The sequence below is a fragment of the Vibrio sp. R11-SG3-ISO9 genome (genome assembly GCF_059834255.1).
Genome location: NZ_JCBDGU010000045.1, coordinates 94,146 through 118,042 on the forward strand (window position 1 = coordinate 94,146; position 23,897 = coordinate 118,042).

Sequence of the window (23,897 nt, forward strand, 5' to 3'; positions counted from 1 at the left end):
AAAACACAATCCCAACGACACCTAAACCACGACTCAGCCAACGAGAAATCATCATTTAAACTCTATCCTTGTCATCAATTTCTTATGCAACTTTACCACTCAAAAAGCTTCTTTAGCCACTGTTTTGGTTGGCTTTCACATCCCTTTTTAATGTCACCACGTTCATCCCAAACGGGTAACTGCACCGGCCCATCACAATTAAACTCTAGTGCACCAGAGTTCGTATTCACAAAATTAGCGGTAGCTATACCATTTGGCCAAGGCAAACGCAGCACTTCTGGGCCACGTTGTTTCAGGTAATCTGCGTAAACTCGCAGCGCGCCACTTGAGCCCGTCAACTTGGTGGGTTTGTTGTCATCGCGTCCTAGCCAAATTGTGGTCACCTCACGGCCATCAACGCCTACAAACCAACTATCGCGACTATCGTTACTGGTGCCCGTTTTACCTGCGAGTCCAGCCCAAGAAAATTGGCTCTGTAAGAATCGGCCCGTCCCTTCCGATACACCTCGCTTCATCGCATAGGTAGTAAGCCATGCCGCTTGCTGTTCAACACTTTGTGACACACGAGGTATTGATTGATAGAGAACCTCACCATCGTTGTCTACCACTGAGCGTAATGCAGAGAGTGGCGCTTTTCTGCCTGAGTTAGTGACCGTTTGATACATCTGCGCCACTTGGAAAGGAGTTAAAGAAAATGAGCCTAAGAACATTGATGGCACAGGGCGAATCTCACTTTTATCCACTCCGAGCTTTTCAATGGTATTCGACACAGAGTCAATGCCAAGCTGCATTCCTAGGCGAACCGTCGGCACATTGTAAGACTTAGATAGCGCCACATATAAAGGCACCTCACCGCGGAATTTACGGTCAAAGTTTCGAGGGCTCCACACACTTCCCTTACTGCCTTTCAAGCTCAGCGGCGTATCCATCAAGGTCGTCGCCAGTGTGTATTTATCCGGTTGCTGTAGTGCTGTTAGGTATACCGCAGGTTTGACTAATGAGCCGATCGGGCGGCTTGCATTCAATGCACGGTTAAAACCGTCGTAGCCAGTGCGTTTACCACCGACCATGGCTCTTATCTCACCAGTATTACGGTCAACCGCAATCGCAGCAGCTTCTAGTTTATTGCCTGCGGTTTTAGCTAATTGAGGCACCTTGCGCGCGATGGAGCGTTCTAGCTCTTGCTGTGAGACAGGGTCTAGCGAAGTAAAGACTCGCAAGCCTTTTTGTGCCTCAAATCGGTCACCAACAAACTTCTTCAGCTCGATATTCACTTGCTGGAAGTAAGCAGGCTGACGGCTCGCGATACGTGGGTTGTCTTGAATATCAAGATCTCGACTGGCTGCCGCTTCATATTGGCTAGCACTCAAGATATCTTGTTGCATCATCAAACGCAGCACTAAGTCACGTCGTGTTTTTGCACGCTCAGGATAACGAACCGGGTTGTAATACGATGGCCCTTTCACCATCCCCACCAGCAGTGCCAGTTGGTCGATTCTCAGCTCTTGAATTGGCTGTCCAAAATAGAGACGCGATGCCAAACCGAAACCGTGAATCGCCTCACCACCGTTCTGTCCTAGATATACTTCATTAAGGTAAGCCTCAAGAATTTCATCTTTGCTGTATCGGTAGTCCAAAATCAGCGCGATATAGGCTTCACGAATCTTACGCCAAAGGGTGCGCTCACTCGATAAGAACAGGTTTTTCGCGAGCTGCTGTGTCAGTGTACTACCACCTTGTACAGTACGTCCGGCCTTGACGTTAACCACCATCGCACGAGCTATCGCTAATGGCGATACACCATCATGCTGATAGAAATCTCTATCTTCGGTCACGAGTAGAGCATCGACCATCACCTCAGGGAACTGGTTTCGCTTTAAGAAAAGACGTTGTTCATCGTTACTTTTCTCAAGCATGCCTAGCATCTTAGGTTCAATGCGCAAATAGCCCATATCGCCTTTTTTCTCAAGCGACTGAATACGGGTTAACTCATTGCCATTAAAGTGCAACATCACATGACGGTCAGCTTCTGGGCCATCAACAAATTCAAATGGGCGACGTATTAGCTCAATCTTAGTTGAAGACGAAGAGTACTCCCCCGGGTGACGAGGAGCACTAACCTTACGGTAGTTGAGTACATCTAGCTCATTACGTACTTGTTGAATGCTGATTGGGGTACCCGGCGATAAATCTAATACTCGGGCATAAACCACTGTTGGTAGGTCAAAGAGTTGCCCTTCAAAACGCTGTTTCACCACAGTATCGAGATAAATGCCAACAAAGAGCAAGATCGCAGCGACAGCAAGGCCAGCTTTCCAAGCAAAGCCCCACAGCACTCTCAACCACCCTCGATTGGCTTTGTTTCGCTTACTCGGCGTTCGCTTTTTTGCAGCGGCTCTCGGCTTTCTTGTTTTGGTTGACTTAGTTTGAGGCGACTTGGCTGTCGGTGACTTTTTCGCAGGTGCCTTTTTCGCTGGCCCCTTTTTTGGTGTAAACATTTTTATCATCATCGATTCAACTGTCGTTTGGTTTTGGTCGTCGCTACATGGTTAGCCGGGTCATCTGGCCAAGGGTGTTTAGGGTATCGACCTTTCATCTCTTTCTGAACTTCTTTATAAGCCCCAGCCCAAAAACCGGCTAAGTCTTGAGTGATTTGCAATGGCCTTTGTGCCGGTGAGAGTAACTCAAGTACGACTTTTTTACGCCCTTGAGCAATTAAAGGAGAATCTTGCTCACCAAACACTTCTTGCATTCGAACCGATATCACAGGTTCTGCATTTTCTTGATAACGAATGGACTTCTTACTACCCGTGGGCATCACATAGTGTGTAGGCAGCCATTGGTCGATCTCTTGGTTTAATGGCCATCCCAGATACGCCATCAAAGCCTGCTCGATATTGACACTTTGCAGCCCTTTTACTGATTTCACACCATTCAGGTAAGGCATTAACCAATCATCTAAATTCGTTAACAAGCTTTGCTCATCAGCCGCAGGCCATGCATGCTCAGGAAGCCACTGCCCCGCACACAAAATACGCGCTTGGAGTTGCTTTGCTGCAGATGTCCAATTCAATATCTCCAGGCCTTTACGTCCTACATAGTTGAGCAGAGCTTCACTGATTTGCTCGCTACCCGGCTCAGGTAAGGCTTTGGTATTAATGACCAGCTGACCCAGACAAACGCGCTGCTCTGCCACTAAGCGCCCTCGTTTATCATCCCAGTCAACATAATCGCGAGCCGTAAACATATCTGGAAAATGCTCTTCTAGACTCACGATATCGACTGCGGTGGCCAAGAATACTTGACTGGAGCGACCTGCACTTCTCATCAAATCAATAACCACTAAGTACTCACTATCCGCGAGTGGATCGTCATCGCGCACCTCTGCACCATGGCCATTGGCGAGCAAGAACTGATGATTCTGCTTACCACGCGATTGAGCGATGCGATCAGGAAATGCGAGACACAATGCCAAAGGCAGCAGCAATTCATCAACACTCTGTAGGTCAAATTTATGTTCTAATTTAGCCGCGAGCGCTTTCACACGCTGAGTCATGAAATGATTGCGTGCATGTTTCCCTTGCTTCAAGCGGAATAACGAATGCTGGACCTCAGAGACACTACGTTCAGGCTCTTCAATCAACGCAGCGGCAGCAATAGCAGCATTCAACAACTGACTACTGTGCTGCTTGGCTTTAATCAGCATGCTGGCAATCCGAGGGTCTAGCCCAAGTTGCTGAGCTTGCTTACCTTGCGCAGTAAATTGCCTACTATGATCCAAAAGCCCCAATTGCTGTAACAAGCTGCTCGCCTGCGCTAAGGCCGCTTGAGGTGGAATATCGAGCCATTGAAGCTCGTCAGCGCTTGCCGCTCCCCATTGAATCAGCTCAGCCAGCAAGGAGGATAGATCGGAATGAAGAATCTCAGGAATAGGAACCAAGGGCTGTTGTTGCAATTGAGCTTCGCTGTATAAACGAACACACAATCCTTCTTCAATACGTCCTGCACGGCCAGCTCTCTGCTCGGCCGAAGATTGAGATATTTTGACCTGTTCTAGCTTAGTGACACCGGTTTTCAAATCAAACTTCGCCACTCGTTCCAGCCCAGAATCAACCACCAAGCGGATCCCCTCAATCGTCAATGAGGTCTCGGCGATATTGGTCGCCAACACCACTTTACGCTTACCTTTTTCAGCTGGCGAAATTGCTTTCTGTTGCTCTGCAAAGCTCAACTGACCATACAGAGCAAATACATCCACATCACTACTCAAATGTTGCAGTCGCTCTTGCACCTGCTTAATCGCCGAGACACCGGGAAGAAACGCCAGCAGTGAGCCTAGTTCTTTCTCCATCAGAGATTCGATTGTTGTCGCCATCTTTGCAGGTAAGTAATCATTAGCTGCCAATGGTTGGTAACGGTACTCGACAGGAAACGAGCGTCCCTGTGATTCAATATATTCGGCCTCAGGTAACAGAGCTTTGAGAGTCGCTTGGTCGAGCGTCGCCGACATCACCACGATTTTGAGATCGTCTCTGAGCGCTTCTTGGATCTCCAAACTAAAGGCCAAAGAGGTGTCTGCATGAATACTGCGTTCATGAAATTCATCAAAGATCACCATATCGATTCCCGTGAGCTCTGGGTCGCTCTGAATCATACGGGTCATGATCCCTTCGGTGACAATCTCCAGACGAGTATTACTACTGGTTTTGTTCTCACCACGAACCCTAAAGCCAATCGTCTCACCTACCTTTTCACCCAACTGCTCAGCGAGATAACTGGCGATATTACGTGCAGCAAGGCGTCTTGGTTCAAGCATAACTATCTTGCCACTTACCGCCTGAGACTTAACCAGTTGCAATGGGAAGAACGTCGATTTACCAGCACCGGGGGCCGCTTTGAGAATAACTTGGGAGTGAGAACGAACGCCGGAGAGCAACTCGGGCATCACAGCGTCAATGGGCAGTTGTGACAATGGAAAGACCTTGTGGTGTAATGTTGCCAATATTGTACATAAAAACAGTTCTCTCTAAATAAGTAAAATGCACTTCGATCCTCCTTTAGAGTCTGCGACTCTTATAAAACGCTACAAACGTTTCCTGACGGATATCAAACTTCCTGATGGCAGTGAACGTACTATCCACTGTGCCAACACTGGCGCGATGACAGGTTGTGCTGAACCGGGAAACATCGTGTGGTACTCAACCTCTGACAACCCTAAGCGAAAATACCCAAACAGCTGGGAGATCTCAGAAACAGCACAAGGCGATCGAATTTGTGTGAACACTGCCCGTGCTAACCAATTGGCAGTGGAAGCGATTGAAAATGACGCTATAGTTGAACTTTCAGGTTATCAAACGCTGCGCACCGAGGTGAAATACGGCAGTGAGAATAGCCGGATAGACATTTTGCTCGAGGATGAAGCCAAAGCGAATTGCTATATAGAGGTGAAAAGCGTCACTCTATTGGCAGATGACCCAAGTGTTGGAAAGGGACAAGGCTACTTTCCAGATGCCGTTACCACGCGTGGTCAAAAGCATCTGCGTGAACTCACAGAAATGGCAGAATCTGGTCAAAGGGCAGTACTTTTATTCACTGTTTTACATTCAGGTATTGAAAAAGTCTCAGCGGCACACCATATAGACGCCAAATATTCATTATTACTAAAACAAGCACAAGACGCTGGTGTTGAAGTTCTCTGTTACAAAGCTGAACTCAACAATACTCAAATGGAATTGAATCAAGCGGTTGAATTCATCGCTTGATTCGCAAAGTGCGGAACTCTGCACATTGATAACAAGTTTACATTTGAGTGTTTGCCACCATTCGTTCTTTCTGCTATAGATACCCGCCTTAAAATTAGCTGCTTTGCAGTTGACTAGGTGTAAATAGGAGATGCTGTATGCCAGAATCTAAGAAAAAAGCGCTAGGCATCCTAGCAATCGCAGGTGTTGAACCATATCAAGAAAAGCCAGGTGAAGAGTACATGTCACCTGAGCAAATGGCTCATTTTACAAAGATTTTGGAAGCTTGGCGCAACCAGCTCAGGGAAGAAGTTGATCGTACTGTTCACCACATGCAGGACGAGGCAGCAAATTTCCCAGACCCAGTTGACCGCGCTTCTCAAGAAGAAGAGTTCAGCCTAGAGCTACGTAACCGTGACCGTGAACGTCGTCTAATCAAGAAGATTGAGAAGACACTAGACAAGATCGAAGAAGACGATTTCGGCTTCTGTGACTCTTGTGGTATCGAAATCGGTATTCGTCGTCTTGAAGCTCGTCCGACTGCTGATCTTTGTATTGACTGTAAAACACTTGCAGAAATCAAAGAGAAACAGATGCAAGGCTAATCCTTGTTGATGTGAAGAAAGGGAGCACTCGCTCCCTTTTTTATTTGGTCTTTTATTCCCCATACAACCATTACTTAGGCTTTTACTATGAGTTATATCGGGCGCTTTGCACCTTCTCCCTCTGGCCCTCTTCATTTTGGCTCGCTTGTGGCTGCACTCGGTAGCTACTTTCAAGCAAAATCACAAAAGGGACAATGGCTAGTTCGCATGGAAGATCTCGATCCACCGCGCGAAATGCCAGGAGCCGCCGATCTTATATTAAAAACCTTAGAGACCTATCAGTTGCATTGGGATGGCGAGGTCATATATCAGAGTCATCGACACCCGGCTTACCAAGCACAGATTGAACAGTGGCTTACCGAGCAACAAGCTTACTACTGCGAATGTACCCGCAAACAGATAAAAGCCCTAGGTGGCTTCTACAACGGTCACTGTCGTCACGCAGCACTAGACGATAATGGTGAACGCGCGGTACGCCTAGTGATGAATCACCCAGTTGAGTCATTCGAGGATATTCGCCACGGCACCATGAGCATTCCAGCCGAACTCGCCAAAGAAGACTTTATTATTAAGCGTCGTGATGGCTTATTCGCCTACAATCTAGCGGTGGTGCTGGATGATATCGCTCAAGGGGTTACAGAAGTGGTGCGAGGAGCTGACTTAATCGAGCCCACAGGTCGTCAAATCAGCCTCTATAAAGCCCTAAATCAGCCACAGGTGAGTTACCTCCATCTGCCTCTAGCGACCGACGCTACGGGTAACAAGCTCTCAAAGCAGAATCATGCAAAGGGTATCGACTTAGACAACCCAAAACCGGCACTGTTGAGTGCAATGCGCTTTCTCGGTTTCAGTTTACCTCTCGACATTGAGCAAGGTTCTTTGAGCGAGATTTTGGCTTGGGGTTGCCAGCATTGGCATATCAATCAGCTACCCGATACACTGCATAAAGAGCACCGTGATTGACACGTTCGCGGCATGAAATCGTATAAACGACACATAAAAATGCCATAACCCTTAGGTGTGTATAAGCGGACAATGTTCTCAAATGGCTTCCGCTAGGCTATTATTAGCCGCAATTAAACTCTGCACTACCACTTTGGACTAAGAGAAAAGCAAAGTTGGCGATACCTACTTTGTTGTAAACTAATGAATACAAACGACAATACCCCTAGCGAACAACGTGGATTCCACGATTTAGCTCTGAATATTTACACTCGACAAGAGCACAATATTTCACGCAAGCAGATCAGTGATAACGCACTAAAAGTGTTATATCGCCTGAATGGTGCGGGTTTTGACGCATTCCTAGTCGGTGGTGGTGTGCGAGATTTACTGCTCGGCTCACAACCGAAAGATTTCGATATCGCGACTAACGCGACACCAGAGCAGATCAAAAACCTATTTAGAAACTGCCGTCTTATCGGTCGTCGTTTCCGTCTTGCGCACATCATGTTTGGTCGCGACATCATCGAAGTAGCAACTTTCCGAGGTCACCACCAAGAGCCATCGAAAAACGTATCAGCTCAGTCGAAAGAAGGAATGCTGCTGCGTGATAACGTCTACGGCAGCGTCGATGAAGATGCAGAGCGTCGTGACTTCACCATCAATGCGATGTACTACAACATTGCAGACTACAGCATCCACGATTACGCAGGTGGTGTAGAAGACTTAGAAGATCGCTTGATCCGTCTGATTGGTGATCCAGAAACTCGCTACCGTGAAGACCCGGTACGTATGCTTCGTGCCATGCGTTTCTCTGCAAAGCTAGATTTCGACATCGAAGAGGACACGGCCGATCCAATTGAAGAGTTAGCTCACCTGCTAAAAGACATCCCAGCAGCTCGCCTTTATGAAGAGTCACTGAAGCTTCTTCAATCAGGCTACGGTCTTGAAACTTACCACCTCATGCGCGAATACAATCTGTTCCAACAGATGTTCCCAGCAGTGGCTGAGTTCTTTACTGAGGACTACTCATCCCAAACAGAACAGATGCTGGACTTGGTGCTCGATTCTACTGACCTACGCATCGAAGATGGCAAACGCGTTAACCCAGCCTTTATGTTCGCAGCTATCTTGTGGTACCCGATGAACAAACTGGCAGAGAAGCTGGCCGATGAGCTTGGTCTTTCTCAATATGACGCCATCATGGAAGCGAGCAACGTGATTCTTGATCAACAGGTTAAGAGTATTGCTATTCCACGCCGCCACACAGCGACTATTCGTGAAGTATGGCAGCTGCAGCTTCGCCTACCTCGTCGCAACGGCAAGCGCGCTCAACGCCTAATGGAGCTCAACAAGTTCCGTGCTGGCTTTGACTTCCTTGAGATGCGAGGCGAGATCGAAGGTGGTGAAACCCAAGAACTTGCTAAATGGTGGGAGCGCTACCAAAGCGCAGGACGCAACATGCGCCAAGCGATGGCAAACGATGTGGCTCCACCATCTAAATCTGGTCATCGACGCCGTAAGACTTACCGCAACAAGAAAAGTAAGCAGTCATCATGATCACAGCGTACATCGCGGTCGGCAGCAATCTTGCCGACCCTGTGAGCCAAGCAAATTTGGCTATCGAAACACTAAAAAGCCTACCGCAATCAAAGTTTATTGCGACCTCTAAGCTATATAGTAGCACTCCAATGGGGCCGCAAAACCAACCTGATTACATCAACGCGGTGGTTGCTATTGAAACCGAATTAACGCCAATTGAACTGCTCAACTGCACCCAAGCGATTGAGCAAGAGCAAGGGCGTGTCCGTAAAGATGAGCGTTGGGGTCCAAGAACCTTGGACCTAGACATCATTTTATACGGCAATGAGGTGATCGATTCAGAGCGCTTAACCGTTCCTCACTACGGAATGAAAGAGCGAGAATTCGTTCTTTACCCGCTAGCTGAAATCGCACCAAGTTTACAACTCCCTGATGGGACTGAGCTCAGTGAACTGCTTAAAGTAGTCGACAAAAACGGGCTCAATGTTTGGCAGAAATAAGCCAAACGCATTAAGGAAAACCAATGAAAAAAGTAACCATTAACGACCTGATCAAGTGCAAACGTGAAGGCCGTAAATTTGCAACGTCAACGGCTTACGACGCAAGCTTCAGTCAACTATTCGAAAGCCAAGAAATCCCTGTCCTTTTAGTCGGTGATTCGCTTGGTATGGTGCTGCAAGGCCAAACTGACACACTGCCAGTTACCGTAGAAGACATTGCTTACCACACTCGCTCAGTACGTGCAGGTAGCCCAAACTGTCTGTTGATGGCTGACATGCCATTCATGAGCTACGCAACACCTGAGCAAGCATGTGAAAACGCGGCGACGATCATTCGCGCTGGTGCCAACATGGTTAAGATTGAAGGTGGCAGCTGGCTGGTAGATACAGTGAAAATGCTAACAGAGCGCGCAGTACCGGTTTGTGCACACCTAGGTTTAACACCTCAGTCTGTGAACATCTTTGGTGGTTACAAGGTACAAGGTCGCGACGACGAGCAAGCCGATAAAATGGTTGCAGACGCATTAGCTCTACAAGAAGCTGGCGCGCAAATCGTCCTGCTTGAGTGTGTACCGGCTTCATTGGCAAAACGTATTACTGAAGCCTGTGATGTACCAGTAATTGGTATAGGCGCGGGCAATGTGACCGACGGTCAAATCCTAGTTATGCACGACATGTTCGGTATTTCTGCGAACTATATGCCTAAATTCTCTAAGAATTTCTTAGCGGAAACGGGCGATATGCGTAAAGCCGTGGCAAAATATAAAGAAGATGTTGAGAGCGCACGTTTCCCTGATGACGCTCACACAATCGCTTAGGAGTTAGTATGCAATCTTTCGCTGAAGTAGCGGCTCTTCGTGAGCAGATTAAGCAGTATAAACGTGATGGACGCACTGTTGCTTTCGTTCCTACTATGGGCAACCTTCATGAAGGTCACCTTACTCTAGTAAGAAAAGCGCGTGAACTGGCTGACATCGTTGTGGTTAGTATCTTCGTTAACCCAATGCAATTTGACCGTGCAGACGATCTAAACAACTACCCTCGTACTCTAGAAGCTGACTTGAGCAAGCTAACTGGCGAAGGTGTTGAGCTGGTCTTTACACCAACACCAGAGATCATGTACCCAGCAGGTCTTGATAAGCAGACTTTTGTTGAGGTACCTGGCCTTTCTCACATGCTAGAAGGCGCTTCTCGTCCTGGTCACTTCCGTGGTGTAGCTACGATCGTAACCAAGCTGTTCAACATCGTTCAGCCTGACTTTGCCTGCTTCGGTGAAAAAGATTTCCAACAGCTCGCCGTCATTCGTCAAATGACGACCGATCTTGCACTCGACATCGAGATCGTGGGCGTACCTACGGTACGCGAGATGGACGGCTTAGCAATGAGCTCTCGTAACGGCAACCTCACGATTGATGAGCGCCAGCGTGCGCCTGTACTGGCTCGCACTATGCGTTGGATCAGCAGTGCTATCCGTGGTGGACGTGATGATTACGCGTCAGTTGTGGAAGATGCGACCGACCAACTTCGCGCTGCAGATCTACAACCGGATGAGATCTTCATCTGCGATGCTAAGACTCTGCAAGCCATCACTTCTGAATCCACTCAAGCTGTGATTCTTATGTCCGCTTTCCTAGGTAAGACTCGTCTTATCGACAACCAAGTTCTTGACTTAGTTACGGAAACCAAAGAAGAAGTGAAAGAAGAAACCGCTGAGTAGTTAACGGTTTCTTAAAAGCAAAATACAAAAAAGGTCGATGTTATATCGACCTTTTTCTTTATCTGTTAGCTGGGTGGTTCAAAGACTAGCTACGTAAGCCAATGCCCTTTGTTACTAAGTAATGTGCAACGCTATAAAGCACCACAATAAACACACCCAGTACACCAAACGACGTCACAATACCCACATCAGACACGCCCAAGAAGCCGTATCTGAATGCGTTAACCATATACACAATCGGGTTCAGCTTAGATACACCTTGCCAAAACTCAGGCAGTAGACTGATTGAGTAGAACACCCCGCCAAGATAGGTGAGAGGCGTTAGGATGAAGGTTGGAATGATCGAGATATCATCAAAGGTGCGCGCAAATACCGCATTGATAAGACCACCCAACGCAAATACCACTGACGTTAAGAACACAGTCGCAATGATTACACCCCAATGGTCAACTTGCAGGTCAACGAAGAACAGCGACACAAAGGTAACAATAGCGCCAACTAGCAAGCCACGCACAACCCCGCCCATTACGAAGCCTGCGATAATCACATAGTTTGGTACCGGAGCGACCAAAAGCTCTTCAATGTTCTTTTGGAACTTAGCACTAAAGAACGAAGAGGCAACGTTCGAATAAGAGTTGGTAATCACCGACATCATGATAAGGCCCGGCACGATGTACTCCATATAGCTGAAGCCGTTCATCTGGCCAATGCGAGAGCCAATCAGGCTACCGAAGATGATGAAGTACAAGGTCATGGTGATCGCAGGTGGAACCAGAGTCTGAACCCAGATTCGGGTAAATCGGTTCACCTCTTTGGTGAGCAGGCTACAAAAAGCCGTCCAATACAGTTGATACATCTTACTTGCTCCCCTCACGAACGATACTCACAAACAGCTCTTCCAAACGGTTCGCCTTGTTACGCATCGACAATACTTTAATACCCTGCTCTGTTAGCTGGCTAAAGATGGTATTCAATCCTAACGTCTTATCAATCTCGATCTCTAGAGAACCATTCACCATCACTTGGCTGTTTACACCTTGCAGCGTCGGCTCAGATGCACCCTCTTCCAAATCAAGGATGAAGGTTTCAACACTGAGCTTATTCAGCAGCGACTTCATCGTCGTGTTCTCAATCAACTCACCACGGTTGATGATGCCGATGTTGCGACACAGCATCTCGGCCTCTTCTAGGTAGTGAGTGGTCAAGATGATAGTGATGCCTTGTTTCTCGTTGATTTCTTGTAAAAACTCCCACATTGAGCGGCGCAGTTCAATATCAACACCGGCTGTTGGTTCATCCAAGATCAGTAGTTGAGGCTCATGCATCAATGCACGGGCGATCATCAAGCGACGCTTCATACCACCAGACAAGTTTCGCGCTCGTTCGCTACGCTTTTCCCACAGATCGAGCTTAGATAGATACTTTTTGGCACGCTCTTTGGCTAGTGACTTCGACACACCATAGTAACCAGCTTGCTGAAGTACGATCTGCTCAACGGTCTCAAACTGGTTAAAGTTGAACTCTTGAGGAACTAAGCCAAGGTTTTGCTTCGCCAGCTCTAGGTCTTTATCGATATCAAAACCAAAGACATTCACCTTGCCTGACGTTTTATTTACCAGTGAGGAGATAACCCCTATCGTGGTCGATTTGCCCGCGCCGTTCGGCCCAAGTAGTGCGTAAAAGTCGCCTTTTTTCACCTGCAGACTTATGCCTTTCAAGGCCTCAAATCCACCAGCGTAGGTCTTTCTAAGTTGTTCGATTTCTAATGCGTACATGAAGATAACTTGCCATTTGCGATTAGTGAGTGGGCATGAGAGAAAAGATGACTTTATTCTCAGACACGTCCAATATACCAACAAGTCTATCGTCAAATGACGATTGATACAAACTAACATTTCCAAATCTATGGAAACATTTATGGATACGGCTAAAACAAGATAAAAAAATACCGCTAAGTCATTAACTTAACGGTATTTTACGGCTAGACATTAATTTGCTTATTACTAAGCAGAACCGAGCTCATGCTCATCGCGTACCACGTAGTTAGTTGCCGCTCTTAGGGCTTCATAACGGAAGCGATAGGTATTCGATTCTGGTACCAGATCAATCACATGGAATTTCTCAAGCTGTTGGCGCGTATTATCGTTTGGACACAACAGGTACACCTCACAGTTGGCGTCTAGTGCGTCCTTAATCGCATTCTCCAAAGCTAGACCAACCGTGACATCAATCATCGGTACATCGGTGAGATCGAGAATCATCGCTTCGTAATCAGAGATACTAGTGTGCTGACGTGAAATCGCCTTAGAGACACTGAAGATCATTGGTCCAGACAGATAGAAGAACAGCACTTTACCATTGGCCATATCAAGCAAGCCACGTTCGCTATCTGATAGAGGCACATCATCCTCATCCGCATCACTGATCGCCTTCACTTGGCGCGCTTGCTCACGGCTCAACCGCTCAATGATGATGATGTTAGAGATAAAGACACCAAGACCTACCGCAACAATCAAGTCGACGAATACCGTTAATAGCATCACGCCATACATGATCGCCATACCCGCGAAGCTCACGCGGTGCGCACGCTGAATGAAGCTCCAGTCAAGGATATTGAAACCTACATACACCGCAATGCCCGCCAGTACCGCCATTGGAATTGGTTCAGTCAAACCGCCGGCAACCAGTACCACTAGCGCAAGTACTAACGCACGAATCACACCTGATAATGGAGATCGCGCACCAACCTGAATGTTGGTTACGGTACCCATGGTTGCACCCGCGCCTGGAAGCGCACCGAACAAGCCAGAAATCATATTTGCTAGACCTTGACCACGCAGCTCTTTATCCGAATCGTGCTCTTTACGAGTCAAAGAGTCACCAATAACGGCAGTCAAAAGCGTATCAATACAACCCAGAGTACCCAGCACCAATGCATCGATGACCATCTCGGTAAACATAGAAGCGTCAATGTGCGGCACAACCAATGATGGTAAACCTGCAGGGATTTCACCGATACGGCGAATCGCTTCTGTATCAAACAGAATGACAGAAAGCAGTGTTACTGCGACCAAGGCAACCAATTGTGCGGGAACATACTTTCGGTACTGTTTAGGGAAGAAGAACAGAATACCGAGCGTTAGTAAACCAAGAAACAGCTCGCTGAACTTCATATTCGCCACAGTGTCAGGCAGTGCCGATAAGGTACCCATCACACCACCCGCAGGGGCTGCATGACCAAGAAGTGGCGAAAGCTGCAGAATGATAAGAATAACGCCGATACCCGACATAAATCCGGAGATCACGCTATATGGCATCAAAGTTATGTATTTTCCTAACTTTAACGTCCCGAGTAATACCTGAAATGCACCAGCCATCATTACAACAGTAAAGGTCATTGCCAAGCCTGTTTCCGGGTACTTGGCCATCATGCTGGTGAGTACCGCAGTCATGATCACAGTCATTGGGCCAGTTGGCTCAGAGATCAGCGTATTGGAACCACCAAACAGTGCGGCAAACAAGCCGACCATGATCGCGCCCCATAAGCCCGCTTCGGCGCCTGCACCAGAAGCAACACCAAATGCCAACGCCAATGGCAGTGAGATAATGGCTGTGGTGACACCGCCAAACATATCCCCTTTGAGGTTGATATCTGCAAAACGACTTCCAAACAAAATACATCTCCCTGTGATGAGCTGACAAACCGTATCACTTTAACAAATGTATCAACTGCTCAGAAAGTGTTAATTCAATCACAATATTTATGTCTTATAACCGGATGATAGCTTTATGCCTAAGTTTATGATTTTACGTACTAGAACACGTCAGATGAGTACTTTTTGACGCACTTTTTACAAGATTGAATTTGTAACATTGTGTATAGTTAAGCATCTTAATTGAGGGATGTATGAAGCAAGATGCCAGAAATAAAACAGCTTTTTGAAAACAATTCCAAATGGTCTGATGAAATTCGCTCAGAACGACCTGAATATTTTACCACGCTTGAAGAGGGTCAAAACCCGGGGTTCCTTTGGATCGGTTGTTCAGATAGTCGTGTACCAGCTGAACGCTTAACAGGGCTCTATTCTGGTGAACTGTTTGTACACCGTAATGTGGCAAACCAAGTCATTCATACCGACCTTAACTGCCTATCTGTTGTTCAATACGCGGTTGATGTATTGAAGGTAAAACACATCATTATCTGTGGTCACTATGGTTGTGGCGGTGTTAATGCGGCTATTGATAACCCTAAACTGGGCCTTATCAATAACTGGCTACTGCACATCCGTGATAACTACTTAAAGTACCGCAAAGAGATCGAAGCACTACCACGTGAACAGTGGGGCGATAAGCTTTGTGAAATCAACGTTGCTGAGCAAGTTTACAACTTGGGTAACTCAACCATTATGCAGAGTGCTTGGGAGCGCGGCCAAGAGGTTGAAATCCACGGCGTTGTGTATGGTATCGGTGATGGCAAACTGAAAGATCTTGGTGTGCGTTGTTCAAGCAACGATACCCTAGAGAACAGTCATTTAGAGGCATTGAACAAGATTCTAACCACGCCTCTTCTAGGCCAACAAGGTTAAGTACTTTCCTAACAAATACAAAAAGCCCGCATCACGCGGGCTTTTTAATCATTCGATCTCATCCAATCGACAATTACTCTTGAGGTACAACCTTACCAATGTATGGTAGGTGACGGTATTTCTGAGCGTAGTCGATACCTACACCCACAACAAACTCGTCAGGGATCTCAAAACCGATCCAGTTCACTTCTACGTCAACTTCACGGCGAGAAGGCTTGTCCAGCAGCGTACAGATACGTACTGACTTAGGATCACGTAGGCTCAGGATCTCTTTCACCTTGTTTAGTGTGTTACCAGTATCGATGATATCTTCAACTAGCAGTACATCTTTACCTTTGATGTCATCATCTAGGTCTTTAAGGATGCGCACGTCACGTGAGCTTTCCATTGTATTGCCGTAGCTAGAAGCTGTCATGAAATCTACTTGGTGCGTAAGGTTAATCGCACGCGCAAGATCGGCCATAAATACGAATGAACCACGTAATAGACCTACCAATACGAGATCTTCACTACCTTGGTAATGCTCAGTGATCTGTTTACCTAGTTCTTGCACTCGATCTTGAACTTCTTGCTCGGAGATCATGACTTCAACTGTATGTTTCATACTGCTCTCATTTTATTTAGTGACTGCGACAAGTGTAGATCGTTTCATCAATAGTGCCGCTGATTTTCGAGCGTAAGTCTAGCACTGCTCAAATACCCACACCACCTCGTCTATCAATTTAAATCACAGTTCTCGCATCAAGAGTCTTATTCTCGGGTTTCGAGTTAGATCGCATTACAACGCCCTATGCGGATCACGATTTATGTATCAAGTTTGATGCAATTGTCCATAAAACAAGCACAAATGATTGACCATTTGCATATGCACCATTACACTCATCTTGGCTTAAATAATAATAAAATCATTAATATAATATTTCGTTGGCAAGGAAAACATTATGGACTCAATATCTAAGAGACCTAGAACTAGGCTTTCACCCCTAAAAAGAAAACTTCAATTGATGGAGATTGCTCTTGAAGTATTCTCTCGTCGCGGCATTGGCCGAGGCGGACATGCAGATATCGCTGACATTGCTCAAGTGTCTGTCGCTACTGTATTTAACTACTTCCCAACACGTGAAGATCTGGTCGATGAGGTTCTAAACCACGTTGTTCGTCAGTTCTCGAACTTCCTTTCAGACAATATCGATCTTGATCTGCATGCGAAACAGAACCTGACCAACATCACCAATGAGATGGTAGCGCTTGTTGAACAAGATTGTCACTGGCTTAATGTTTGGTTCGAATGGAGTGCATCGACTCGTGACGAAGTATGGCCACTGTTCGTAACAACCAACCGCACTAACCAAATGCTGGTTCAGAACATGTTCGTTAAAGCGATCGAGCGCGGTGAAGTATGCGACCAACATGAACCGAAACACTTGGCGAACCTATTCCACGGTATCTGCTACTCGCTGTTCATCCAAGCGAAGCGTGCAAATTCAACTGAAGAATTGCACTCACTGACTGACAGCTACTTAAATATGTTGTGTATTTATAAGTAGATTCGAGATTCGAGATTCGAGATTCGAGATTCGAGATTCGAGATTCGAGTAAAACTATTGAAAGGGTTGGTGTTTGCGCCAACCTTTTTTGTTACCAACAGATAGCTATTGGTTGAAAGAGATTCCCTACTCCTTCCTTCGTCAGTCTAGGGAATGACGGATATAAAGAACTCCTACACTTCACCATCGAAGAAATAAATCAACCGTTCAAGCCAGAGATTACCTCTTCCCTCCCTCATCCAAGGGATAGTGAGCTGCAGCTCTTTCACCCTCAAGAATCACTAAAGCACAAACTCCAACATCTCACTCCGTCATCCTCAAGAGCGAGGGACGAGCGAGTTGGGGATCTCTTGCGGCCAAACGACTCGCTTACTCTGACGCACAAAAAAGCCGCTGACAAATCAGCGGCTTTTAAAAACATTAGCGAGTGGCTAAAGGAGAATTACTTCTTCTTTTTCACTGCTTTCTTGTTTGGAAGGTCAGTGATTGAACCTTCAAATACTTCCGCAGCTAGACCAACAGACTCGTGTAGAGTTGGGTGAGCGTGGATAGTTAGAGCGATATCTTCTGCGTCACAACCCATCTCGATTGCTAGGCCGATTTCACCAAGAAGCTCACCACCGTTAGTACCTACGATAGCACCACCGATTACACGGTGCGTGTCTTTGTCGAAGATCATCTTCGTCATACCGTCTGCACAGTCAGATGCGATTGCACGACCAGAAGCTGCCCAAGGGAAAGTAGCAACTTCGTAGTTGATGCCTTCAGCTTTCGCTTCTTTCTCAGTCTTACCGACCCATGCTACTTCTGGCTCAGTGTACGCAATTGATGGAATTACTTTAGGGTCGAAGTAGTGCTTCTTACCAGAGATAACTTCAGCAGCTACGTGACCTTCATGCACACCTTTGTGAGCAAGCATTGGTTGGCCAACAACGTCACCGATCGCGTGGATGTGAGGAACGTTTGTACGCATTTGCTTATCAACGTTGATAAAGCCACGCTCATCAACTTCGATACCTGCTTTCTCAGCGTCGATAAGTGCGCCGTTTGGAACACGACCGATAGCAACAAGAACAGCATCGTAGCGCTCAGCTTCAGCTGGTGCTTTTTTGCCTTCCATTGAAACGTAGATACCGTCTTCTTTCGCTTCAACTGCAGTCACTTTAGTTTCAAGCATTAGCTTGAACTTGTTCTTAATGCGCTTAGTGAAGACTTTAACGATGTCTTTATCTGCAGCTGGGATAACTTGGTCGAACATCTCAACTACGTCTACTTTAGAACCTAGAGAGTGGTAAACCGTACCCATTTCTAGACCGATGATACCACCACCCATGATAAGCAGTTTTTCTGGTACTTCTTTCAGCTCTAGCGCGTCAGTTGAATCCCAAATACGTGGGTCTTCATGCGGGATGAATGGCAGTTTGATTGGGCGAGAACCCGCTGCAATGATAGCGTTGTCGAAGTTAACAGTTGTTGACTCGCCTTCACCTTCTACAAGGATAGAGTTAGGACCAGTGAACTTACCGTAGCCGTTAACTACAGTCACGTTACGCATCTTAGCCATACCGCCAAGACCGCCAGTCAGTTGGTTTACAACTTTCTCTTTCCAGATGCGGATCTTGCTGATGTCAGTTTGTGGCTCACCGAATACAACGCCGTGCTCAGCCATCGCTTTAGCTTCTTCAATTACTTTTGAAACGTGAAGAAGTGCTTTTGATGGAATACAACCAACGTTTAGACATACACCGCCAAGAGTGCTGTAACGTTCAACTAGTACTGTTTCTAGACCTAAATCCGCACAACGGAATGCAGCTGAGTAACCAGCAGGACCTGAACCAAGTACAACAACTTGGGCTTTAATTTCTTTGCTCATTGTGACCTCTTGTAGTCATTATCCCTAACAGGCTTGAGAAGATGTTCTTAAATTATTGGGCTTTCAAACAGCCAACATTTTACAGAGATGTTAACAGTGTGAAAGTAGCTTTAAGTTAGCCTGTGAGCTAGACAACACTTCCCTTTCGCTTTATGAGAAAAGCGGGAACTGTTCTCTAAAAAATACTTTGTATAAAGAATTAAGGTGACCCGAAAGCCACCTTAATATTTACTTTCTAAATTACAGTACTAGACGACGAATGTCAGATAGTGCGCTGTTTAGGAAAGTAATGAAGCGTGCACCTTCAGCACCATCGATCACACGGTGGTCGTATGATAGAGATAGTGGAAGTTGTAGACGTGGTTCGAACTCTTTGCCGTTCCACACAGGCTTCATTTCAGACTTAGATACACCAAGGATACCTACTTCTGGAGCGTTTACGATTGGCGTAAATGCAGTACCGCCGATGCCACCAAGGCTAGAGATTGTGAAACAACCGCCTTGCATGTCAGCTGCAGTTAGCTTACCAGCACGTGCTTTCTTAGACACAGCCATTAGCTCTTCAGATAGCTCGTAGATGCCTTTCTTGTTCACGTCTTTGAATACAGGAACAACTAGACCGTTTGGAGTATCTACTGCGATACCTACGTTTACGTACTTCTTAAGAATGATGCTTTCGCCATCTTCAGAAAGAGAAGAGTTAAACGCTGGGAACGCTTCTAGCGCTTTAGCAACAGCTTTCATGATGAACACAAGTGGAGTGATCTTCATGCCAGTGTCTTTCTTAGCTTCGATTGCGTTCTGCTCTTTACGGAATGCTTCTAGCTCAGTGATGTCTGCGTTGTCCCACTGTGTAACGTGAGGGATCATTACCCAGTTACGGTGTAGGTTTGCACCAGAGATCTTCTTGATCTTAGAAAGCTTCTGAACTTCAGTTTCGCCGAACTTGCTGAAGTCAACTTTTGGCCAAGGTAGAAGACCAAGAGCAGAGCCGTCACCGCCTTTGCCAGATGCCGCAGCACCAGACTCAAGACGCTTAAGTGCATCTTTAACGTAAGACTGAACGTCTTCTTTAAGGATACGGCTCTTACGACCAGTACCTTTAACCTTAGATAGGTTAACGCCAAATTCACGAGCAAGACGACGAACAACAGGAGACGCGTGTGCGTAATCGTTATTTTCTTGGAAGTCGTTAGCTGCAGGTGCCGCCGCTGGAGCTTCAGCTTTTGGAGCAGGCGCTGCTGCTGGAGCAGGTGCTGCCGCTTGAGCTGGAGCCGCTGCAGGAGCAGGTGCTGCGCCTTCAACAACGAAAGTCATGATTAGAGAGCCAGTCGTTACTTTATCGCCAGCTGCAATCTTGATCTCTTTTACTGTACCAGCAAATGGAGCTGGAACTTCCATTGAAGCTTTGTCGCCTTCAACAGTGATTAGAGATTGCTCTTCTTCTACTGTGTCGCCAACCGCTACCATTACTTCAGTAACTTCTACTTCGTCACCGCCGATATCAGGAACGTTTACTTCTTTTTCTGCTGATGCCGCAGGAGCTGCTGCTGGAGCCGCTTCAACTGCAGGAGCAGCTGCTACTGGTGCACCAGAGCCGGCCACTTCAAATACCATCACTAGAGAACCAGTTGATACTGAGTCACCAGAAGCGATCTTGATTTCTTTAACTGTACCAGCGAATGGTGCAGGAACTTCCATTGATGCTTTGTCGCCTTCAACAGTTAGAAGAGATTGCTCTTCTTCTACTGCATCGCCAACTGCAACCATGATTTCAGTAACTTCTACTTCGTCGCCACCGATATCTGGAACGTGAACTTCTTTCAGTTCTGCCGCTGCTGCTGGAGCTGGAGCCGCTGCTGGAGCTGCTTCTGCCGCAGGAGCAGGTGCAGCTTGCGCTGCACCCTCGGCTTCGAAAATCATGATTAGAGAACCAGTTGTTACTGAATCGCCTTCAGAAACTTTGATCTCTTTTACGATACCCGCTTGAGACGCAGGAACTTCCATTGAAGCCTTGTCGCCTTCAACAGTGATCAGTGACTGTTCTTCTTCAACCTTGTCGCCAACGTTTACTAGAATCTCAGTTACTTCAACCTCATCAGCACCGATGTCAGGTACGTTAATTTCGATTGCCATTGTTTTTCTACCTTATGCGTATTGCGGGTTTGTTTTTTCTGTATCGATGTTGAACTTAGCAATTGCTTCTGTAACAACAGACTTCTCAACATCACCACGTTTAGCTAGCTCAGTTAGGGCAGCAACTACTACGTAGCCTGCGTTAACTTCGAAGTGACGACGTAGGTTTTCACGGCTGTCAGAACGGCCGTAACCGTCTGTACCAAGTACTTTGTAAGACTCAGTTGGCATGAACGCACGTACTTGCTCAGCGTAGTTCTTCATGTAGTCAGTCGCAGCGATTGCTGGTTCGTTACCAAGAACTTGAGCGATGTAAGGTACTTTCGCTTCGCCTTCTGGGTGAAGCATGTTGTAACGCTCTGCATCTTGACCGTCACGAGTTAGCTCGTTGAACGATGTTACAGAGAACACGTCAGACGCAATGCCGTACTCTTCGCTTAGGATAGTCGCAGCTTTGCGTACTTCGTTCATGATAGTACCAGAGCTCATTAGTTGAACTTTAGACTTGTCACCAGCGTAAGACTCAAGCTTGTAGATACCCTTACGGATGCCTTCTTCAGCGCCTTCTGGCATTGCTGGCATTGCGTAGTTTTCGTTCATTACTGTTAGGTAGTAGAACACGTTCTCTTGCTCAGTACCGTACATGCGACGGATACCGTCTTGCATGATAACTGCAACTTCGTAAGCGAATGTTGGGTCGTAAGAGATACAGTTAGGGATAGTGTTCGCTAGTACGTGCGAGTGACCATCTTCGTGCTGTAGACCTTCACCGTTAAGCGTAGTACGACCAGCAGTAGCACCTAGTAGGAAACCACGAGCTTGTTGGTCACCAGCCATCCATGCCATGTCGCCAACACGTTGGAAACCGAACATAGAGTAGTAGATGTAGAACGGGATCATTGGAAGATCGTTTGTGCTGTAAGAAGTAGCAGCAGCAACCCAAGATGCCATTGAACCTAGTTCGTTGATACCTTCTTGTAGTACCTGACCTGAAGTCGCTTCTTTGTAGTAAGAAACGATGTCGCGATCTTGAGGAGTGTAGTTCTGACCGTGCGGGTTGTAGATACCGATTTGACGGAACAGACCTTCCATACCGAACGTACGCGCTTCGTCACAGATAATAGGAACAACGTTTTTACCGATGCCTTTATTCTTCAGAAGGATGTTTAGTGTACGTACGTATGCCATCGTAGTAGAGATTTCACGCTTCTGTTCGCTTAGTAGCGGTGCAAACTCTTCTAGTTCTGGGATTTGTAGTTCTTGAGTGAACTTAGGTAGACGCTGTGGCGTGTAACCTTTTAGTTCTTTACGACGAGCGTGTAGGTATTCGTACTCCGCTGAACCTTCTTCAAGTTTCAGGTACGGAAGCTCTTTCACTGCTTCGTCAGTTAGGATGTCTTGAAGACCTAGACGATCACGTAGGTGTAGAACGTGAGTCATGTCCATCTTCTTAACTTGGTGCGCGATGTTCTTACCTTCAGCCGCTTCACCCATGCCGTAACCTTTAACAGTCTTAGCTAGGATTACTGTTGGACGACCTTTAGTTTCTGCCGCGTTTTTGTAAGCTGCGTATAGCTTAGAAGACTCGTGACCACCACGCTTAAGAGCGAAGATTTCGTCGTCAGTCATGTCTGCAACTAGTGCAGCTGTCTCTGGGTACTTACCAAAGAAGTGCTCACGTACGTACGCGCCATCTTTAGATTTGAATGTTTGGTAGTCGCCATCTACAGTTTCGTTCATTAGCTGTAGTAGTTTACCAGACGTATCTTTAGCAAGTAGTGAATCCCAGTTGCTACCCCAGATAACTTTAACAACGTTCCAACCAGCACCTTTGAATAGGCCTTCTAGTTCTTGGATGATGCTACCGTTACCCATTACAGGGCCATCTAGACGCTGTAGGTTACAGTTGATGAGGAATGTTAGGTTGTCTAGTTTTTCACGTGCTGCGAAAGATAGAGAACCACGAGATTCCGGCTCATCCATCTCACCGTCGCCTAGGAAAGCGTATACACGTTGAGCAGAAGTATCTTTAAGACCACGGCCTTCTAGGTACTTAAGGAAACGAGCTTGGTAGATCGCAGAGATTGGACCAAGACCCATAGATACTGTTGGGAACTGCCAGAACTCAGGCATTAGTTTAGGGTGCGGGTATGAAGGGATACCTTTACCATCTACTTCTTGACGGAAGTTATCTAGCTGCTCTTCAGTTAGACGACCTTCTAGGAACGCACGAGAGTAGATACCTGGAGAGATGTGACCTTGGTAGTAAACTAGATCGCCACCGTCCGTCTCGTTTGGAGCACGGAAGAAGTGGTTGAAACATACTTCGTAGAAAGCAGCCGCTGATTGGTAAGAAGCCATGTGACCACCTAGGTCTAGGTCTTTCTTAGAAGCGCGCAATACGATCATGATTGCGTTCCAGCGAATAATCGAACGAATACGACGCTCAAGAGTTACGTCACCAGGGTAAGCCGGCTCTTGTGCTGCTGGAATGGTGTTGATGTAGTTAGTGTTGATACCAGTTGGCATATCAACGCCGTCTAAACGTGCCTTTTCTAGAACTGTTTCTAGTAGGAACTGTGCACGTTCTACACCTTCTTCACGTACTACTGACTCAAGAGCTTGTAACCAATCTTGAGTTTCCAGAGCATCAACGTCATGCTTCATGTCAGACATGGCGATCTATCCTTTTTGTTAGTTGGATTCTA

The 23,897-nt window shown here is 46.6% G+C and carries 18 protein-coding genes; 9 read left to right on the forward strand and 9 right to left on the reverse strand.

The window, feature by feature from the left end:
- Nucleotides 1-92: 92 nt before the first annotated feature.
- A complete protein-coding gene (gene mrcB / locus AC6R05_RS16275; RefSeq protein WP_500648018.1) occupies nt 93-2,510 on the reverse strand; it encodes a penicillin-binding protein 1B in 2,418 nt (805 codons plus the stop codon).
- Entirely contained in the window at nt 2,507-4,945 is a 2,439-nt protein-coding gene (hrpB, locus tag AC6R05_RS16280; protein WP_500648026.1) for an ATP-dependent helicase HrpB, read from the reverse strand. The genes mrcB and hrpB overlap by 4 nt, the downstream gene beginning before the upstream one ends.
- 94 nt (nt 4,946-5,039) lie before the next feature.
- On the opposite strand from hrpB, the gene sfsA reads away from it, so the two are divergent.
- From sfsA to panC, 7 genes are all read left to right on the forward strand, one after another.
- Nucleotides 5,040-5,762 carry a DNA/RNA nuclease SfsA gene (gene sfsA, locus AC6R05_RS16285; RefSeq protein ID WP_500648019.1) on the forward strand — a complete coding sequence of 241 codons (723 nt, stop codon included), beginning with the start codon at nt 5,040-5,042 and terminating at the stop codon, nt 5,760-5,762.
- 137 nt (nt 5,763-5,899) lie between these two features.
- A complete protein-coding gene (dksA, locus tag AC6R05_RS16290; protein WP_032551504.1) occupies nt 5,900-6,346 on the forward strand; it encodes an RNA polymerase-binding protein DksA in 447 nt (148 codons plus the stop codon).
- An 87-nt stretch (nt 6,347-6,433) separates the two neighbouring features.
- Nucleotides 6,434-7,309, forward strand: coding sequence for a tRNA glutamyl-Q(34) synthetase GluQRS (gluQRS, locus tag AC6R05_RS16295; RefSeq protein ID WP_500648020.1), 876 nt, complete (start codon nt 6,434-6,436; stop codon nt 7,307-7,309).
- 183 nt (nt 7,310-7,492) lie between these two features.
- Nucleotides 7,493-8,848 (forward strand): polynucleotide adenylyltransferase PcnB, encoded by a 1,356-nt coding sequence (gene pcnB, locus AC6R05_RS16300; RefSeq protein WP_032551502.1) that lies wholly within the window; start codon nt 7,493-7,495, stop codon nt 8,846-8,848.
- Nucleotides 8,845-9,330, forward strand: coding sequence for a 2-amino-4-hydroxy-6-hydroxymethyldihydropteridine diphosphokinase (gene folK, locus AC6R05_RS16305; protein ID WP_032551501.1), 486 nt, complete (start codon nt 8,845-8,847; stop codon nt 9,328-9,330). The genes pcnB and folK overlap by 4 nt, the downstream gene beginning before the upstream one ends.
- A 23-nt stretch (nt 9,331-9,353) precedes the next feature.
- Complete coding sequence (panB, locus tag AC6R05_RS16310; protein WP_150869250.1) at nt 9,354-10,148, forward strand: 3-methyl-2-oxobutanoate hydroxymethyltransferase; 795 nt, start codon at nt 9,354-9,356, stop codon at nt 10,146-10,148.
- An 8-nt stretch (nt 10,149-10,156) separates the two neighbouring features.
- A complete protein-coding gene (gene panC, locus AC6R05_RS16315) occupies nt 10,157-11,047 on the forward strand; it encodes a pantoate--beta-alanine ligase (RefSeq protein ID WP_032551499.1) in 891 nt (296 codons plus the stop codon).
- Between the two features lie 85 nt (nt 11,048-11,132).
- Here the strand turns inward: panC and AC6R05_RS16320 are convergent, their stop codons facing one another.
- From AC6R05_RS16320 to AC6R05_RS16330, 3 genes are all read right to left on the reverse strand, one after another.
- Nucleotides 11,133-11,903 (reverse strand): ABC transporter permease, encoded by a 771-nt coding sequence (locus tag AC6R05_RS16320; RefSeq protein WP_150893494.1) that lies wholly within the window; start codon nt 11,901-11,903, stop codon nt 11,133-11,135.
- 1 nt (nt 11,904) lies between these two features.
- Nucleotides 11,905-12,822 (reverse strand): ABC transporter ATP-binding protein, encoded by a 918-nt coding sequence (locus AC6R05_RS16325; RefSeq protein ID WP_152469272.1) that lies wholly within the window; start codon nt 12,820-12,822, stop codon nt 11,905-11,907.
- Nucleotides 12,823-13,050: 228 nt separating this feature from the next.
- Nucleotides 13,051-14,721, reverse strand: coding sequence for a SulP family inorganic anion transporter (locus AC6R05_RS16330; RefSeq protein WP_032551496.1), 1,671 nt, complete (start codon nt 14,719-14,721; stop codon nt 13,051-13,053).
- 243 nt (nt 14,722-14,964) lie between these two features.
- Between AC6R05_RS16330 and can the strand changes: the two genes are divergently transcribed.
- Nucleotides 14,965-15,633 carry a carbonate dehydratase gene (can, locus tag AC6R05_RS16335; RefSeq protein ID WP_150893490.1) on the forward strand — a complete coding sequence of 223 codons (669 nt, stop codon included), beginning with the start codon at nt 14,965-14,967 and terminating at the stop codon, nt 15,631-15,633.
- Nucleotides 15,634-15,706: 73 nt separating this feature from the next.
- Here the strand turns inward: can and hpt are convergent, their stop codons facing one another.
- On the reverse strand, nt 15,707-16,237 hold the full coding sequence (gene hpt / locus AC6R05_RS16340) for a hypoxanthine phosphoribosyltransferase (RefSeq protein WP_150869255.1): 531 nt from the start codon (nt 16,235-16,237) through the stop codon (nt 15,707-15,709).
- Between the two features lie 337 nt (nt 16,238-16,574).
- Here hpt and AC6R05_RS16345 point away from each other — a divergent pair, with 337 nt between their 5' ends.
- Nucleotides 16,575-17,180: a LuxR/HapR/OpaR family quorum-sensing transcriptional regulator gene (locus tag AC6R05_RS16345; RefSeq protein ID WP_032551493.1), complete on the forward strand. Its 606-nt coding sequence runs from the start codon at nt 16,575-16,577 to the stop codon at nt 17,178-17,180.
- 442 nt (nt 17,181-17,622) lie between these two features.
- Here AC6R05_RS16345 and lpdA read toward each other — a convergent pair whose 3' ends face one another.
- The 3 genes from lpdA to aceE all read right to left on the reverse strand — a co-directional run bounded on the left by lpdA (nt 17,623) and on the right by aceE (nt 23,865).
- Nucleotides 17,623-19,053, reverse strand: a complete 1,431-nt coding sequence (lpdA, locus tag AC6R05_RS16350; protein WP_032550144.1) for a dihydrolipoyl dehydrogenase — start codon at nt 19,051-19,053, stop codon at nt 17,623-17,625.
- 240 nt (nt 19,054-19,293) lie between these two features.
- Nucleotides 19,294-21,189, reverse strand: coding sequence for a pyruvate dehydrogenase complex dihydrolipoyllysine-residue acetyltransferase (gene aceF / locus AC6R05_RS16355; protein ID WP_032550145.1), 1,896 nt, complete (start codon nt 21,187-21,189; stop codon nt 19,294-19,296).
- Nucleotides 21,190-21,201: 12 nt separating this feature from the next.
- The gene (gene aceE, locus AC6R05_RS16360) at nt 21,202-23,865 is read right to left on the reverse strand and encodes a pyruvate dehydrogenase (acetyl-transferring), homodimeric type (RefSeq protein WP_032550146.1); all 2,664 of its coding nucleotides are present in this window, start codon (nt 23,863-23,865) and stop codon (nt 21,202-21,204) included.
- Nucleotides 23,866-23,897: the final 32 nt, after the last annotated feature.